Consider the following 14232-nt stretch of genomic DNA (forward strand, 5'->3'; position numbering starts at 1 on the left):
TTTCGGACACTCACGGCTTCGGCGGAGCCGTCCCTGCCTGCACGACGGCGTCCCGGACGGCCCGCGACGCCGTCCCGGCCGCGTGACCTCCGACGCTACCGGTGTCGCCGCGCGACCAGCGCCCGACCGCAATAGCGTCAGGAGCACCGGCACCCGCCGGACCAAGCGAAGGAGGACAGGCGATGGGTCTCTTCGGCCGCCGCACACCCCCCACCCGCCCGGACGTCGACGCACGGCCACCGGCCGAGCACGAACCTTCCGCCGACCGGCAGGCGTCGCGGCTGTGGTCGGACAGCTTCGGCCGTGTGGGCACCCGATCATTGCAGGTCCTCACCGTCGTCGCGGTGGTGGCCGTCTTCGGGTTCGTCGGGACGCGTCTGACCCTGGTCGTGATCCCCGTCCTCATCGCGCTCGTGCTCGCGGCGGCGATCTCCCCGCTGGTCTCCTTCCTGCGTCGCCGCGGCCTGCCCTCGATCCTCGCCACGTGGATCTCGTTGCTGGCGCTGGTGGCGCTGCTGTCGGGCATCGTGTGGCTCGTCGTGCTCGCCGTCGTCGACCAGTGGGACGAACTCCGTGATCAAGCGCTCGACGGCTTCGACTCGCTGCGGAGCTACCTCCAGGGGCTGCCCTTCGAGATCACCGAGGAGCAGATCGCCTCGGTGCGCGACTCGGCGATGAACCTGCTGCAGTCGGATGCCGTCGGCTCGGGCGCCATCGCCGGCGTCTCCCAGACCGCCGACTTCGTCGCGGGATTCTTCATCATGATCGTGGTCCTGTTCTTCTTCCTGAAGGACGGGCCGGCGATGTGGGAGTTCCTGCTGCGGCCGTTCGAGGGGCATCGCTACGAGCGTGGCCGCCGGGTCGGCGCCGCGACCATGCGTACTCTCGGCGGCTATGTGCGCGGGACGGCGATCGTGGCGATCGTCGACGCCGTCGGCATCGGGATCGGTCTGGCGATCGTCGGGGTGCCGCTCGTGATCCCCCTGTCCGTGCTCGTCTTCCTCCTCGCCTTCATTCCCCTGGTCGGCGCGACCCTGGCGGGGATCCTCGCGGCACTGGTCACGCTCGTCGCGGTCGGACCGGTCGAAGCGCTCGTCGTCGTGGCGATCGTCATCGTCGTGAACCAGCTCGAAGGCGACTTCCTCCAGCCGATCGTCATGGGCCGGACCCTGCGCCTGCACCCGCTCGTGATCCTGTTCGCCCTGACCGCCGGGACGGTGCTCGTCGGCATCACCGGTGCCGTGCTCGCCGTGCCGATCGCCGCGTCGATCTGGCGCGCGATCCAGGTGTGGGACGGGCCCGACCTGCCGGCGCGATTCGCCCGGAAGAAGCGCACCGAAACCGTCTGAGGGCGCGGGGGGGCTGCGGCCGGGCGCGCGACCTCGGCTCGAGATCGCTGGTAGGCCTGCACTTTGTCAGTGTCCCCGAGTAGTGTCCCGACCCGTGGAGACCATGACGCCCGATATCGACGAAGCCCCAGCCCGCAAGCCGTTGTCCGAGGTCATCTCGCCCGACTGGGCGGAGGCGCTGGCCGGCGTCGAGCCGCGCATCCACGAGTTGGGTGACTTCCTGCGCGCCGAGAACGCGGCGGGCCGCGGGTACTTCCCGCCCGGCCCGAACGTGCTCGCCGCGTTCCAGCGGCCGCTGGCGGAGGTCAAGGTACTCGTCGTCGGCCAGGACCCGTACCCGCGTCCGGGCCATGCGATGGGCCTGTCGTTCTCGGTCCAGCCGGACGTGCGCCCCCTGCCGCCGTCGCTGCTGAACATGTACAAGGAGCTGGAGACGGACCTCGGCATCCCGATGCCCTCCAACGGCGACCTGCGCCCGTGGGCCGATCAGGGCGTCATGCTGCTCAACAGGGTGCTGACCTGCCAGCCCGGCAAGTCGGATTCGCACGCCGGCAAGGGCTGGGAGGACGTCACCGAGGCTGCCATCAAGGCTCTCGCCGCTCGGGGTGGCCCCCTGGTCGCGGTGCTGTGGGGCGCGAAGGCGCGCAACCTGAAGAAGTTCCTCGGCGACGTCCCGATCGTCGAGAGCGCGCATCCGTCTCCGCTCTCGGCGCGCAACGGCTTCTTCGGGTCCAAGCCCTACTCCCGCGTCAACGCCCTGCTGAGCGAGCAGGGTGCGACGCCGATCGACTGGCGGCTGCCGTAGACGCGTGACGGGGCGCGCCGCGGGGCCGGCCCCCGTGGCGCGTCTCACCCAGCGGTTACCTGGTACCGGACTGCACAGGACCCGGAGTCCCGGCAACAATGTTCGACGTGAGCGCGACTTCTCCCCAGAATCCCGAACGTTCGCACGACTCGGCGTCCTCGAGGGCGACGGCGTCCTCCGGCCCGGCAGTGCCGCTCCCGGCATCGGCCGCCCAGCCCGCGCCCTCGACCCGCCCGGTAGCGCCTGGCCCCCGGACGCCCGCGCCCGAACCGGCCGCGGCACCGGCCGAGAACGTCGCGTCCCCGGCGGGCTCCGCCGCCGAACCCGACGACACCCCGCGCTGGACGCGTTACGTCGCCATCGGCGACTCGTTCACGGAGGGCTTGTGGGATCCGTACCCCGGCCTGGAGGACACGCAGCGCGGCTGGGCCGACCGCCTCGCGACCTCGCTGAGCGAGCGACGTATCGCGGCCGGCGAACCGGCGATCGAGTACGCGAACCTCGCGATCCGGGGACGGCTGCTGCGTCCGATCATCGCCGAACAACTCGACGTGGCGCTCGGTGTGGAGCCGGACCTCGTGTCACTCATCGGTGGTGGCAACGACATCCTCCGGCCGGGCGTGGACCTGGAAGCCATCTGCTCGGCACTCGAGGACGCCGTCGTGAGGATCCGCGCCACGGGTGCCGACGTCCTCATGGGTACCGGCTTCAAGGCGGGAGGAACGCTGGCCTGGACCAACAGCCGCGTCGGCGTGTACAACGCCAACATCTGGTCGATCGCCCGCCGCCACGGGGCGCACGTGATCGACCTGTGGGGGCTTCGCGCACTGTTCGACCTGCGCATGTGGTCGGCGGACCGGATCCATCTCCTCCCGGAAGGCCACGAACGCGTCAAGAACGCGGCGCTCGTCGGCCTCGGTCTGGCACCGGATGATCCCGCCTGGGACACGCCGCTGCCTCCGGCGCCGCGACCGACTCTTATCGCCGCCACCAGGGAGAACGCGGCGTGGGCACGCGAACACGTCGGCCCGTGGGTGAAGCGGCGCGTGACCGGGAAGTCGTCGGGCGACGGCCGTACCCCGAAATGGCCGGCTCCGGGGGCCTGGCCCCGAAGCTGACCCGACCGGAGCCTCGCCCGGCGCACCGGCCGCCGGCCACAGCGCAAGAGGCCCGGAATCCTGAGATTCCGGGCCTCTCGGAGCCGCCTGTCGGGTTCGAACCGACGACCTTTCGCTTACAAGGCGAGCGCTCTACCAGCTGAGCTAAGGCGGCGACGCCGGGCCGCAGGCGGCCCGAGCCGGGGTACAGCCTAATGCACACACACGACGTGGTGAGCGTGTCGGCCGCCGATCCGCACCGGGCGTTCTCGGCGACCGACCCAGCCCACGACGCCTCGCGTCAGGCTGGACTCACGTCACTCGCCGGACGACTCCTCCTCGGAGCCGCTGTCGGCGTCCTCGTTCGCCGAGCCGTCACCGGACTCGTCGGCCGAACCCCCGGTGATGGCAGTCCTCAGCGCGCCGGGTGTGGCCCAGTCCTCGAACCGCTCGCCGTCGAGCATGACGGTCGGCGTCCCGAACTGACCCGTCTGCGGGTTCGCGAGTTCCTCGGCCGACGTGGCCTGATCCGTCGATGCCGTCACCCAGTCGCGGTACGTGGCCGTGGCGTCACCGTCCGCGATGCCCTGCGCGACGTCGGCCGGGACGCCCGCCTGCTCGGCGAAGGCGGCGAGCTGCTCGTCGCTCAGGCCGGCCGAGTTCTCGGCGGGCTGGTTCGCGAAGAGCAGGTCGTGGTACTCGGCGAAGGCCTCGGGAGCCTGGTCGGCCACCCACGCGGCAGACGACGCCGCACGCGTGGAGTACTCGGTCCCGCTCGACATCCGGTCCAGGATCGCCACCGGGTGCACGACGAGGGCCACCTCGCCGCTCTCACGCAGTTCGGTGAGGTCCGCCCCGTTCATCGCCTCGAACTGGCCGCACACCGGGCACATGAAGTCGACGTAGACGTCGACCTGAGGCGCTCCCTCGACCAGGGTGCCGGCCGCGCCGTCCTCCCCGACCGGGATACCCGTCTCGTCCACGACGCCGGCCGGGACGTTGTCCGCCCGCTCCATCGGCGTCTTCTGGGACTCCGCGAAGATCAGCCAGATCGCGACAGCCAGACCGGCGATGAGCACCCCGAGAAGGCTGAGGGTCACGATCCGGTACATCCGCTCGCGCCCCTGCGCCTTCTTCTGCATCGCGAGAGCCTCGGCGCGCGCGGCTTCTCGCCGCTGAGCCTTGGTCATGTTCGACATCGAGTCCTTCTCCTCGGTGCGCGGCCCACCGGCCAGCAGTTTCCCGGCACCACGGTGGTGGCACCGCCCGGCAGTCCGTCGCCGGCGCACCACAGCCTATCCACAGAGCCCTGGGAACGACCTGGGCGTTGCATCACTATTTCGTGACGCTCAGCGCACGTCCGGCCGCCCGGTGAGCGGCCACCAGTCGATGACCAGCGGATCGGTCACGGCCGCCGCGGCGCCGAGCCCGACCACCGCAAGGGCGAGCACGACGACGACTCCCGCGCCGAGCCGTCCCGGGGCGACGGTGGCCAGCAGCGGCCGGGCACCGTCCCGGGTGAGCCGGGCGACGGGCCCCCACCAGGCCAGCAGCATCGTCACGAGCATCGCCACAGCCAGCACCCACGTGTCGACGATCGGGTCGTTGGTGCCGCCCACCGCACGGGACGCCGGGTCGTCGAGCGGCAGCACGATCACCCGGCCGGGCGCGAACAGCCAGAATCCGCCGAGCGCCACGATCGCCCCGACCGCACTCGCGATGAGCAACGCGGGCAACGCCCCGAAGACCGAGCGCACCAGGTACCAGGGCATGAGCAGCACCGCACGCCCCTTGCCGCCCGACGCCGCCCCGTGACGCACCCGCCAGTTCCAGAGCTCGTTCACCGCGGCACCCGACGCCCGGCACAGCACGCAGACCACCACCAGGGCGGCGAGCGCCCAGCCCGGCCGCGTCGCGGCGAGTGCGACGACGGCTCCGCCGACGGCGGTGACGGTGCCGGTCCGCGCGGAGTACCGGGTCATCCGTCCGATGCCGGGCACCGGTGAGCCCTCGGTCGGTACCGCCGGCGCCGGAGCGGTGGGCCGGCCGCAGGAATCGGGGCGTTCGCCACCCGGCGACCCGGTCCCGTGCAGGGAGCCGACGGGATGGCTCCGTACGGATCGCGCGGCAGCGGACGGTGCGATCGCCGGCCTGGCGGGTTCGACCACCGCCGTGACCGGTTCGGGCTTCGGGGCGACGACCGCCGTCGGTCCCGACATGACCTGGGTCCGGCGATCTCCGATGTCCCCGGTCCGGATGCCGGGGTCCGCGGCGCGCGCGGCCGCGACGAACGCTTCGGACGCGGCCTGGAGTGACCGCGCGACCTCGGTGGGTCCCCACCGTTCGACGGGAGTGGGCCGGAGGGCCGCGGCGAGGGCGCGGGAGGTGCGCGGTTCGAGTCCGGCGAGGTCGGCATCGCCCTCGCGGGAGCGCCGGAGGACGTGTTCGAGGGGCCGGACGCCGAACGGTGAACGTCCGGTGGCCGCGAAGGCGAGCACGGCGGCCCAGCTCCACCAGTCCGTGTAGGGGGCGGGGTCGCCGCCGTCGAGCAGTTCGGGCGCGAGATAGCCCGGGGTACCCATGACGAATCCGGTGCGGGTGGCGCGGGCGTCGCCGCGCGCGTGGGCGAGGCCGAAGTCGATGAGCACCGGTCCGGAAGGGGAGATCAGAACGTTCGACGGCGTCAGGTCGCGGTGCACGACGCCGGCCGCGTGCACCGCCTCCAGGGCGTCGGCGAGCTGGTCGGCCAGTTCGTAGAGGTCGCGTGGGTCGAGCGGGCCGCGGTCGTCGACCTCCTCCTCGAGGGTGGGGCCCTCGACGAGTTCGGTCACGATGAACGCGTCGGTCCCGTCGAGCTCGACGTCGATCACGCTCGCCACCGCGGGGTGCTTCAACCGTTGCAGCGCCCTGGCCTCCCGGCGAAGCCGTTCGCGCGCTCCCGCCTCGTCCCGTTCCGGGGTGAGCAGCTTGAGCGCGACGGCGTTGCCGCCACCGTCGGTCGCGCGGTAGACGGTTCCCATCGCGCCGCTGCCGATCCGCCCGGTCACCGTGTAGCCGCCGATGACGGAGCCGGCAACACGGTCACGCACGGAGACGGTACCCGTGTCCGTCCGCTCTTCGGTGCCGTCGACGGCTCCCTCTGCTCCCATGGTTCAAACGCTAGCGGGCGAATCTGGCCATCGCGCGGCAACTCACCTGTATTCGCCCGTCTGACCAGCAACGCAACCTTAGTTTCGCCCGAAATGGGGTGATGGACGTTACTGCGCGGACTTCCCAGGCGTCGCTACTCTGAACGAGGCAAGCGAAAGTCAACGCAGTCGATACAGATTGAGGTGCAGATCGTTGCCAGGTAAAGACGGATACGACCTCGTCGTGGTGGCCAATCGCCTCCCCGTCGACTTCTCGGTGGGGCCCGCCGGGGATCTGGCCTGGCAGCGTTCACCAGGCGGCCTCGTCACGGCGCTGGAACCGGTGATGCGTGCGGCGCAGGGGGCCTGGGTGGGCTGGTCGGGCGCCCCGGACCTGGCCCATGAGCCGTTCGACGCCGAGGGGATGCGCCTGGTACCGGTCACCCTGAGCGCCGACGAGATCGAGCGCTACTACGAAGGCTTTTCCAACGACACGTTGTGGCCGCTTTACCACGACGTGATCGCGCCGCCGACGTACCACCGGCAGTGGTGGGACGCCTACCGGCGGGTCAACCAGCGGTTCGCCGACGCGGCCGCCGAGCAGGCGGCCCAGGGCGCGACAGTCTGGGTGCACGACTACCAGTTGCAGCTCGTGCCGCGCATGCTCCGCGACCAGCGCCCGGATCTGCGCATCGGCTTCTTCGACCACATCCCGTTCCCTCCGGTGGAGTTGTTCGGGCAGTTGCCGTGGCGTCGCCAGATCGTGGACGGGCTGCTGGGCGCCGACGTCATCGGCTTCCAGCGCAACGGCGACGCCGCGAACTTCGTGCGGGCGGTACGCCGGCTCACCGACTACGCGACGCGCGGCCCGGTCATCACCATGCCCGACGCCGAGGGACGACCCGGCCGGCACGTGCGCGCCCAGGCTTTCCCCATCTCCATCGACTCACGCCGGTTCGACGAGCTGGCGCGGACACCGGAGGTGCAGAACCGCGCCAAGGAGATCCGCGCCGACCTCGGAAACCCGGAGACGGTGTACCTGGGTGTCGACCGGCTCGACTACACCAAGGGGATCCGGCACCGCATCAAGGCCTACGGCGAGCTCCTCGAGGACGGGCGTCTCGACGTCACGCGGGCCACGCTCGTGCAGGTGGCCAGCCCGAGCCGCGAGAACGTGGGCGCCTACCAGGATCTGCGTGAGCACGTGGAGATCCTGGTGGGCCGGGTCAACGGCGAGTTCGGCGAACTGGGGCACTCCGCCATCCACTACCTGCACCACTCGTACCCGCCCGAGGAGATGGCGGCGCTCTATCTCGCCGCGGACGTCATGCTCGTCACGGCGCTGCGCGACGGCATGAATCTTGTGGCCAAGGAGTACGTGGCCGCCCGGAGCGACGAGCGGGGTGTGCTCGTGCTGTCGGAGTTCACCGGCGCCGCGGACGAGCTGTCACCCGGCCCGTTGCTGGTGAACCCGCACGACATCGACGGGATGAAGGACATCATCGTCGCGGCCGCGACCATGGACCCGAAGGAGCAGCGCCGCCGCATGCGCCGTCTGCGCCGCAAGATCATGACCGACGACGTCGCCAAGTGGTCCGAGTCCTTCCTCTCCGTGCTCTCCGCGGTGCAGCCCCCGGCGTCGGCCGAACCGCGGGGCATGGAGTCCGGGGGCACGCTCGCCGACTCGCTGCGGGCCTTCACCCAGCCGTCCGGCCGTCGTCGCCGCAAGAACGCGAGGCCCGGGGTGGCCTGGCTCATCGCGTCCGACTTCGACGGCACCCTCTCCCAGCTCGTCGACGACCCGAAGGCGAGCCGGATGACGCCGGCGGCCCGCGCCGCCGCCGACCGGATCGCGAGCCTCGCCGACGACCTGCCCGTGCGGCTCGCCCTCGTGTCCGGGCGCGATCTGAGAGACCTGGCGGAGGTGACGGAAGCACCGCTCGGAACGCTCCTCGTGGGTTCGCACGGTGCGGAGACGGGCCGCGTGACGGGCGACGGCGTCCAGGCCGTGCCGTTGCAGCTCTCTCCCGCACAGCACACGCAGCTCGACGCGCTGATCGCCGGGTTCGAGGCGGCTGCCGCGGACCGTGAGGGCGTATGGGTCCAGACCAAGCCGGGCGCCGCCGTCGTCCACACCCGCCTGGCGGGGGCCGACGACGCCGCCGCGGTCACCGTGGCTGCGGACGAGGTCGCCGCGAACCTCGGTCTGCAGCCGATGCACGGCAAGGACGTCGTCGAGGTGTCCGTGGTCTCCACGTCGAAGGGCGAGGCCCTGCGACAGCTGCGCGACGTCGTCGCCGACGAGACCGGGGCAGAAGCCGTGCGGATCTTCTACTCGGGGGACGACACGACCGACGAGCACGCCTTCGCCGCGCTGGAGAACGGCGATCTCGCCGTGAAGATCGGCACGGGCGACACCCTGGCCCAGCACCGGCTGCCGGACGCGGACACGCTCGCGGTCGTGCTGGAACGGATTGCCGATGAACTGACCCGGTCATGACCACTGTCGTGCGTCATCACCTGGGCTCTTGACCAGCGGATAGTAGTTCCGCTCCCGGACGGGGTACTATCACGCTGCAATCTGTGTCACCGCCGACACGCAAGTGGAAGCAACGACACCCGACACAACGGATCGTCCGGCACGTACCTGCCGGTGGAGGGAAGTCTCACCATGGCTACGGTCACCTTCGACAAGGCGACGCGCGTCTACCCGGGCACGGAGCGCCCGGCAGTCGACCAGCTCGACCTGCACATCGAGGACGGCGAGTTCCTCGTCCTCGTCGGCCCCTCGGGCTGCGGTAAGTCCACGTCGCTGCGCATGCTCGCCGGCCTGGAGGACGTGAACGGCGGTGCCATCCTCATCGGTGACCGTGACGTCACCGACGTGCAGCCCAAGGACCGCGACATCGCGATGGTGTTCCAGAACTACGCGCTGTACCCGCACATGTCCGTCGCGGACAACATGGGCTTCGCGCTCAAGATCGCGGGCACGCCGAAGGCCGAGATCCGCCAGCGGGTCGAGGAGGCGGCGAAGATCCTCGACCTCACCGAGTACCTCGACCGGAAGCCGAAGGCGCTCTCCGGTGGTCAGCGCCAGCGCGTCGCCATGGGCCGCGCCATCGTGCGTCAGCCGCAGGTGTTCCTCATGGACGAGCCGCTCTCGAACCTGGACGCCAAGCTCCGTGTCCAGACCCGTACGCAGATCGCGTCGCTGCAGCGCCGTCTCGGCGTCACGACGGTCTACGTCACGCACGACCAGACCGAGGCGCTCACCATGGGTGACCGCATCGCCGTGCTGTCGGCCGGTGTCCTGCAGCAGGTGGGCACGCCGCGCGAGATGTACGACAAGCCGGCCAACGTCTTCGTCGCGGGCTTCATCGGCTCGCCGGCCATGAACATCGGCACCTTCGACGTCACCGACGGCAAGGCTCAGGTGGGCGGCGCCTCGATCGCGCTCGACCGCGCGGTCGCGGACGGCATCACGTCGGCGGACGGCGGCCGCGTCACGCTGGGCTTCCGCCCCGAGGCTCTCACGGTCGTCTCCTCCGGCAGCGAGGGAGCCTTCGAGATCGACGTCACGCTGGTCGAGGAGCTCGGCTCCGACGCGTTCGTGTACGGCACGCTGAAGAACGGCGGCAACCTGCACGCGGGCGACAGCAACCAGGTGATCGTGCGCATCGACCCGCGCAACGTGCCGGACAAGGGCGACACGATCTCGGTCACGATCAAGCCGGAGCAGACCCACGCGTTCTCCGCCTCGACGGGCGAGCGCCTGGGCTGACCCGACGTCCACAGCACCGTCGGCCGTCACACGAGCGGCTGGCGACGTGAAGCCGCGCGCGGACCTATTCCTTCCCGAAGTGGAGGGCCCCCAGGGGCGAACGGGTCCGTGCGCGGCTTCACGTCGTCGGCGGTCCCGACGACGAACGACCACCGGGAGACAGGCATGACCCAGAACCTGCAGATCACCGCAGCGCGGCCCGACCCCGCGCTGCTCGACCTGCCCTGGGACATCCCGCTGGCCTCGTGGCCCGACGAGGTCCTGGCGGCGCTCCCCCGAGGCATCTCCCGGCACGTGGTCCGGTTCGTCCGGCTGTCCGGGCGGGTACTCGCCATCAAGGAGATCGGCGAGACCGTCGCCTACCGCGAGTACGAGCTCCTGCGGCGGCTGAACCGGCTGGACGTGCCGTCCGTGGTGCCGGTCGGAGTCATCACCGGTCGGCGCGACGCGAGCGGCGAGCGGCTCGAGGCCGTCCTGGTCACCGAGCACCTGCAGTTCTCCCTGCCGTACCGCGCGCTGTTCAGCCAGGCGCTGCGGCCGGACACCGCCACACGCCTCATCGACGCGCTCGCCGTACTGCTCGTGCGCCTGCACCTGGTGGGCTTCTACTGGGGCGACGTGTCCCTGTCCAACACGCTCTTCCGCCGGGACGCCGAGACGTTCGCCGCCTACCTGGTCGACGCCGAGACCGGCGACCTGCACCGGGAGCTCACCCGCGGCCAGCGCAACTACGACATCGACCTCGCCCGGACCAACATCATCGGTGAGCTGATGGACCTCGCCGCCGGCGAGATGCTCGACGAGGAGGTCGACGAGGTCGGCATCGGCGACGCGCTCGTGGAGCGGTACAACGAGCTGTGGGAAGCCCTGACGGGCGCGGAGTACTTCGTCGCCGACGACCGCTGGCGGGTCGACGCCCACATCGAACGCCTGAACCGCCTGGGCTTCGACGTCGGTGAACTGGAGATGACCACCGACATCGACGGCACCACCGTGCGGATCCAGCCCAAGGTCGTCGACGCCGGCCACCACTCCAACCGGCTCTTCCGCCTGACCGGGCTCGACGTTCAGGAGAACCAGGCACGCCGGCTGCTGAACGACCTCGACTCCTACGCGGCCGCGACGGGCCGGCAGAACGACGGCGAGCAGCTCGTGGCGCACGACTGGCTGCGCAAGGTCTTCGAGCCGACCGTGAGCGCCGTCCCGCGGGAACTGCGACGCAAGCTGGAGCCCGCGCAGATCTTCCACGAGCTGCTGGACCACCGCTGGTACGCCTCGGAGCGCGCGGGCCGGGACATCCCGCTCCCGGAGGCGGTCGCGTCCTACGTGGAGAACGTGCTGCGGCACCGGCCCGACGAGAAGTCGCTTCTGGGCCTGCCCCCGGGCGAACAGCCCGCCGAGGACGATCCCGAGTCGGACTACTTCCACCTGTCCACGTGAGCCTGTGGATAACCCGACGCGCCGCCTCGCGGCCGCCGGTAGGCTGGTCAGGTGAACATTCGCCTGTACGACACCGCGACGCGGGAAGTGCGTGACCTCGATCCTGTCAACCCGGGTGAGGTCAGCGTCTACCTGTGTGGTGCCACCGTGCAGAGCGCACCGCACGTCGGCCACCTGCGCCCCGCCGTCGCCTTCGACGTGCTCCGCCGCTGGCTCACCCGCCAGGGCCTGAGAGTGACGTTCATCCGGAACGTCACGGACATCGACGACAAGATCCTCGCCAAGGCGGCCGCGGCGGGTGTCGACTGGTGGGCACACGCCGGTCGGTACGAGCGTGTCTTCACCCGCGCCTACGACGCGCTCGGCGTCCTGCCACCGACCTACGAACCGCGGGCCACCGGACACGTTCCCGAGATGGTCGCCCTCATGCGGGAGCTGATCGACGCCGGGCACGCCTACGCCACCACCGAGGGGAACGTCTGGTTCGACGTCCGCTCCTGGCCCTCCTACGGTGAGCTCACCCGGCAGAAGCTGGAGGACCTGGGCGTCGAGGACGACGACGTCCCGCCGTCCGAGGCCGACGCCGTCTCCGCCCAGAAGCGGGACCCGCACGACTTCGCCCTGTGGAAGGCGCCACGGCCCGGTGAACCGGAAACGGCATCGTGGGACACCCCCTGGGGCCGAGGACGTCCCGGCTGGCACCTGGAGTGCTCCGCGATGGCACGCCGTTACCTCGGCACCGAGTTCGACATCCACGGCGGCGGCCTCGACCTACGGTTCCCCCACCACGAGAACGAGCAGGCCCAGTCCCGCGCCGCCGGCGACGCCTTCGCACGCTCCTGGATGCACGTCGCCTGGGTGACCCAGCAGGGCACCAAGATGTCCAAGTCGCTCGGCAACGGGCTGCTCGTCAGCGACCTCCTGGAGCGAGCTCCCGCCGCCGTCGTGCGCTACGCGCTGGTCTCCGTGCACTACCGGTCCATGCTCGAGTGGGCGCCGGACACCCTCGACGAGGCGCATGCCACGTGGGACAGGCTGACCGGCTTCGTCTCCAGGGCGACGGAGGCGCTCGGGAACGTTTCCGCCGACGAGATCGCCAAGACGGACGTCCCCGAGGACTTCGCCACGGCCATGAACGACGATCTCAACACGCCGGCCGCCTTCGCCGTCGTGCACGAGCATCTGCGTGCCGGCAACAGCGCGCTGGCTGCCGGTGACGACGCCGCCGCGCGGACCGAGCTGGTCGCGGTCCGTGCGATGCTGGACGTGTTCGGGCTCGACCCGCTGGATCCGCAGTGGGCCGCACCGGCCGGTGACCAGCACCAGGCGGCACTCGACGCGTTGGTCACCGCGGAACTGGAGGCGCGCGTGGCGGCACGCGCCGCGAAGGACTGGGCTACTGCGGATGCCATCCGCGACCGGCTCACGGCCGCGGGGATCGAGGTTCAGGACTCCGCGGACGGCGCTCGCTGGTCGCTGGCCGGGTCCTGACCGCCCCGAGGGACGGAACTGGCCGTCGCAATCGCCGCGTAGCGGCCGGAAGGAATTGACCATGGCAGGAAACTCGGAGCGCCGCGGCGCGACGCGCAAGCCCGGTACCAAGAAGGGTGCGCAGGTCGGTACGGGTGGCCACAGCCGTAAGGCGCTGCGCGGCAAGGGGCCGACGCCCAAGGCGGAAGACCGTGTCTACCACCCCGCGCACCAACGCAAGCTGGCAGCCGAACGACGCGCCGCCCGTCAGGAGCAGCACGGGCCGGCACGCGGGCCTGCGGCGAAGAACCGGCGTCGCGGTGACGCGACGGAGATCGTGGCAGGGCGCAACGCCGTCCTGGAGGCCCTGCGCGCGGACATGCCGGTGAACTGCGTCTACATCGCCTCACGCCTGGACTCCGACGACCGCACCGAGGAGATCCTGAAGCTGGCGGCGGCACGCTCCCTGAAGTTCGTCGAGGGCTCCAAGCTCGAGCTCGACCGGCTGACGGACAACGCGGTGCACCAGGGCATCGCCATCCAGGTCCCGCCGTACGAGTACGCCGACGCGGATGATCTGCTGGACGCGGCGTCGGCCGCCGGACAGCCCCCGCTCGTCGTCGCACTCGACGGCGTGACAGACCCCCGTAACCTCGGCGCCGTGCTGCGGTCCGCCGGAGCCTTCGGGGCCCACGGCGTCCTGGTTCCGGAGCGGCGAGCGGCGGGCATGACCGCGTCGGCCTGGAAGGTCTCCGCCGGCGCAGCCGCCCGTGTCCCCGTCGCTCGGGCGACGAACCTGGCCCGCGAACTGGAGTCGCTGAAGAAGGCCGGCTGCTTCGTGGTCGGGCTGGATGCCGAGGGCGACACCGAGATCGGCGACGTGGCGTTCGCGACCGATCCGCTCGTGCTGGTGGTCGGCTCGGAGGGCAAAGGCCTGTCGCGGCTGGTACGCGAGGCCTGCGACTCCGTGGCGTCCATCCCGATCACGGCCACGACGGAATCCCTGAACGCCGCGGTGGCGGGCGGTATCGCGCTCTACGAGGTGGCCCGGCAGCGACGAGAGGCCTGACCCGGCCCGGCCGGACGGCCAGGCCCTGTCGGAGATCCAAGCCCGACCGGCCGAGCAACCACACCTGGTACGACGGTTTCACCCAAGGCCGTC

Annotated in this window: 10 protein-coding genes and 1 tRNA gene; 8 read left to right on the forward strand and 3 right to left on the reverse strand. The window is 71.0% G+C overall.

Annotated features, from left to right (window positions below; translation table 11 throughout):
* Nucleotides 1-182: 182 nt before the first annotated feature.
* The 3 genes from J0911_RS18150 (at nt 183) to J0911_RS18160 (ending at nt 3272) form a co-directional block, all read left to right on the forward strand.
* Entirely contained in the window at nt 183-1349 is a 1167-nt protein-coding gene (locus tag J0911_RS18150; protein ID WP_207276917.1) for an AI-2E family transporter, read from the forward strand.
* 103 nt (nt 1350-1452) lie between these two features.
* Nucleotides 1453-2154: a uracil-DNA glycosylase gene (locus J0911_RS18155; RefSeq protein ID WP_207277092.1), complete on the forward strand. Its 702-nt coding sequence runs from the start codon at nt 1453-1455 to the stop codon at nt 2152-2154.
* Nucleotides 2155-2261: 107 nt separating this feature from the next.
* The gene (locus J0911_RS18160) at nt 2262-3272 is read left to right on the forward strand and encodes an SGNH/GDSL hydrolase family protein (protein ID WP_372434903.1); all 1011 of its coding nucleotides are present in this window, start codon (nt 2262-2264) and stop codon (nt 3270-3272) included.
* An 81-nt stretch (nt 3273-3353) separates the two neighbouring features.
* On the opposite strand, the gene J0911_RS18165 is transcribed toward J0911_RS18160, so the two are convergent.
* The 3 genes from J0911_RS18165 to J0911_RS18175 form a co-directional block, all read right to left on the reverse strand.
* A tRNA-Thr gene (locus J0911_RS18165) sits at nt 3354-3426 on the reverse strand.
* 142 nt (nt 3427-3568) lie between these two features.
* Complete coding sequence (locus J0911_RS18170) at nt 3569-4450, reverse strand: DsbA family protein (protein WP_207276919.1); 882 nt, start codon at nt 4448-4450, stop codon at nt 3569-3571.
* A 150-nt stretch (nt 4451-4600) separates the two neighbouring features.
* Nucleotides 4601-6400: a serine/threonine-protein kinase gene (locus tag J0911_RS18175; protein ID WP_207276920.1), complete on the reverse strand. Its 1800-nt coding sequence runs from the start codon at nt 6398-6400 to the stop codon at nt 4601-4603.
* Between the two features lie 223 nt (nt 6401-6623).
* On the opposite strand from J0911_RS18175, the gene J0911_RS18180 reads away from it, so the two are divergent.
* The 5 genes from J0911_RS18180 to rlmB all read left to right on the forward strand — a co-directional run bounded on the left by J0911_RS18180 (nt 6624) and on the right by rlmB (nt 14139).
* Nucleotides 6624-8879, forward strand: a complete 2256-nt coding sequence (locus J0911_RS18180; RefSeq protein ID WP_372434904.1) for a bifunctional alpha,alpha-trehalose-phosphate synthase (UDP-forming)/trehalose-phosphatase — start codon at nt 6624-6626, stop codon at nt 8877-8879.
* Between the two features lie 171 nt (nt 8880-9050).
* Entirely contained in the window at nt 9051-10160 is a 1110-nt protein-coding gene (locus J0911_RS18185) for an ABC transporter ATP-binding protein (RefSeq protein ID WP_207276922.1), read from the forward strand.
* A gap of 165 nt (nt 10161-10325) precedes the next feature.
* On the forward strand, nt 10326-11600 hold the full coding sequence (locus J0911_RS18190; RefSeq protein ID WP_207276923.1) for a DUF4032 domain-containing protein: 1275 nt from the start codon (nt 10326-10328) through the stop codon (nt 11598-11600).
* Nucleotides 11601-11651: 51 nt separating this feature from the next.
* Nucleotides 11652-13091, forward strand: coding sequence for a cysteine--tRNA ligase (cysS, locus tag J0911_RS18195; RefSeq protein ID WP_207276924.1), 1440 nt, complete (start codon nt 11652-11654; stop codon nt 13089-13091).
* Nucleotides 13092-13152: 61 nt separating this feature from the next.
* Nucleotides 13153-14139, forward strand: coding sequence for a 23S rRNA (guanosine(2251)-2'-O)-methyltransferase RlmB (gene rlmB / locus J0911_RS18200; RefSeq protein WP_207276925.1), 987 nt, complete (start codon nt 13153-13155; stop codon nt 14137-14139).
* Nucleotides 14140-14232: the final 93 nt, after the last annotated feature.

The sequence above is a fragment of the Myceligenerans salitolerans genome, from assembly GCF_017349295.1.
Lineage (GTDB): Bacteria > Actinomycetota > Actinomycetes > Actinomycetales > Cellulomonadaceae > Myceligenerans > Myceligenerans salitolerans.

Excerpts from the sequence above, each read along its gene's own strand:
- J0911_RS18150 (WP_207276917.1), top strand. The coding sequence starts at position 183 with ATGGGTCTCTTCGGCCGCCGCACACCCCCCACCCGCCCGGACGTCGAC.
- J0911_RS18155 (WP_207277092.1), top strand. The coding sequence starts at position 1,453 with ATGACGCCCGATATCGACGAAGCCCCAGCCCGCAAGCCGTTGTCCGAG.
- J0911_RS18170 (WP_207276919.1), bottom strand. The coding sequence starts at position 4,450 with ATGTCGAACATGACCAAGGCTCAGCGGCGAGAAGCCGCGCGCGCCGAG.
- J0911_RS18175 (WP_207276920.1), bottom strand. The coding sequence starts at position 6,400 with ATGGGAGCAGAGGGAGCCGTCGACGGCACCGAAGAGCGGACGGACACG.
- J0911_RS18185 (WP_207276922.1), top strand. The coding sequence starts at position 9,051 with ATGGCTACGGTCACCTTCGACAAGGCGACGCGCGTCTACCCGGGCACG.
- J0911_RS18190 (WP_207276923.1), top strand. The coding sequence starts at position 10,326 with ATGACCCAGAACCTGCAGATCACCGCAGCGCGGCCCGACCCCGCGCTG.
- rlmB (WP_207276925.1), top strand. The coding sequence starts at position 13,153 with ATGGCAGGAAACTCGGAGCGCCGCGGCGCGACGCGCAAGCCCGGTACC.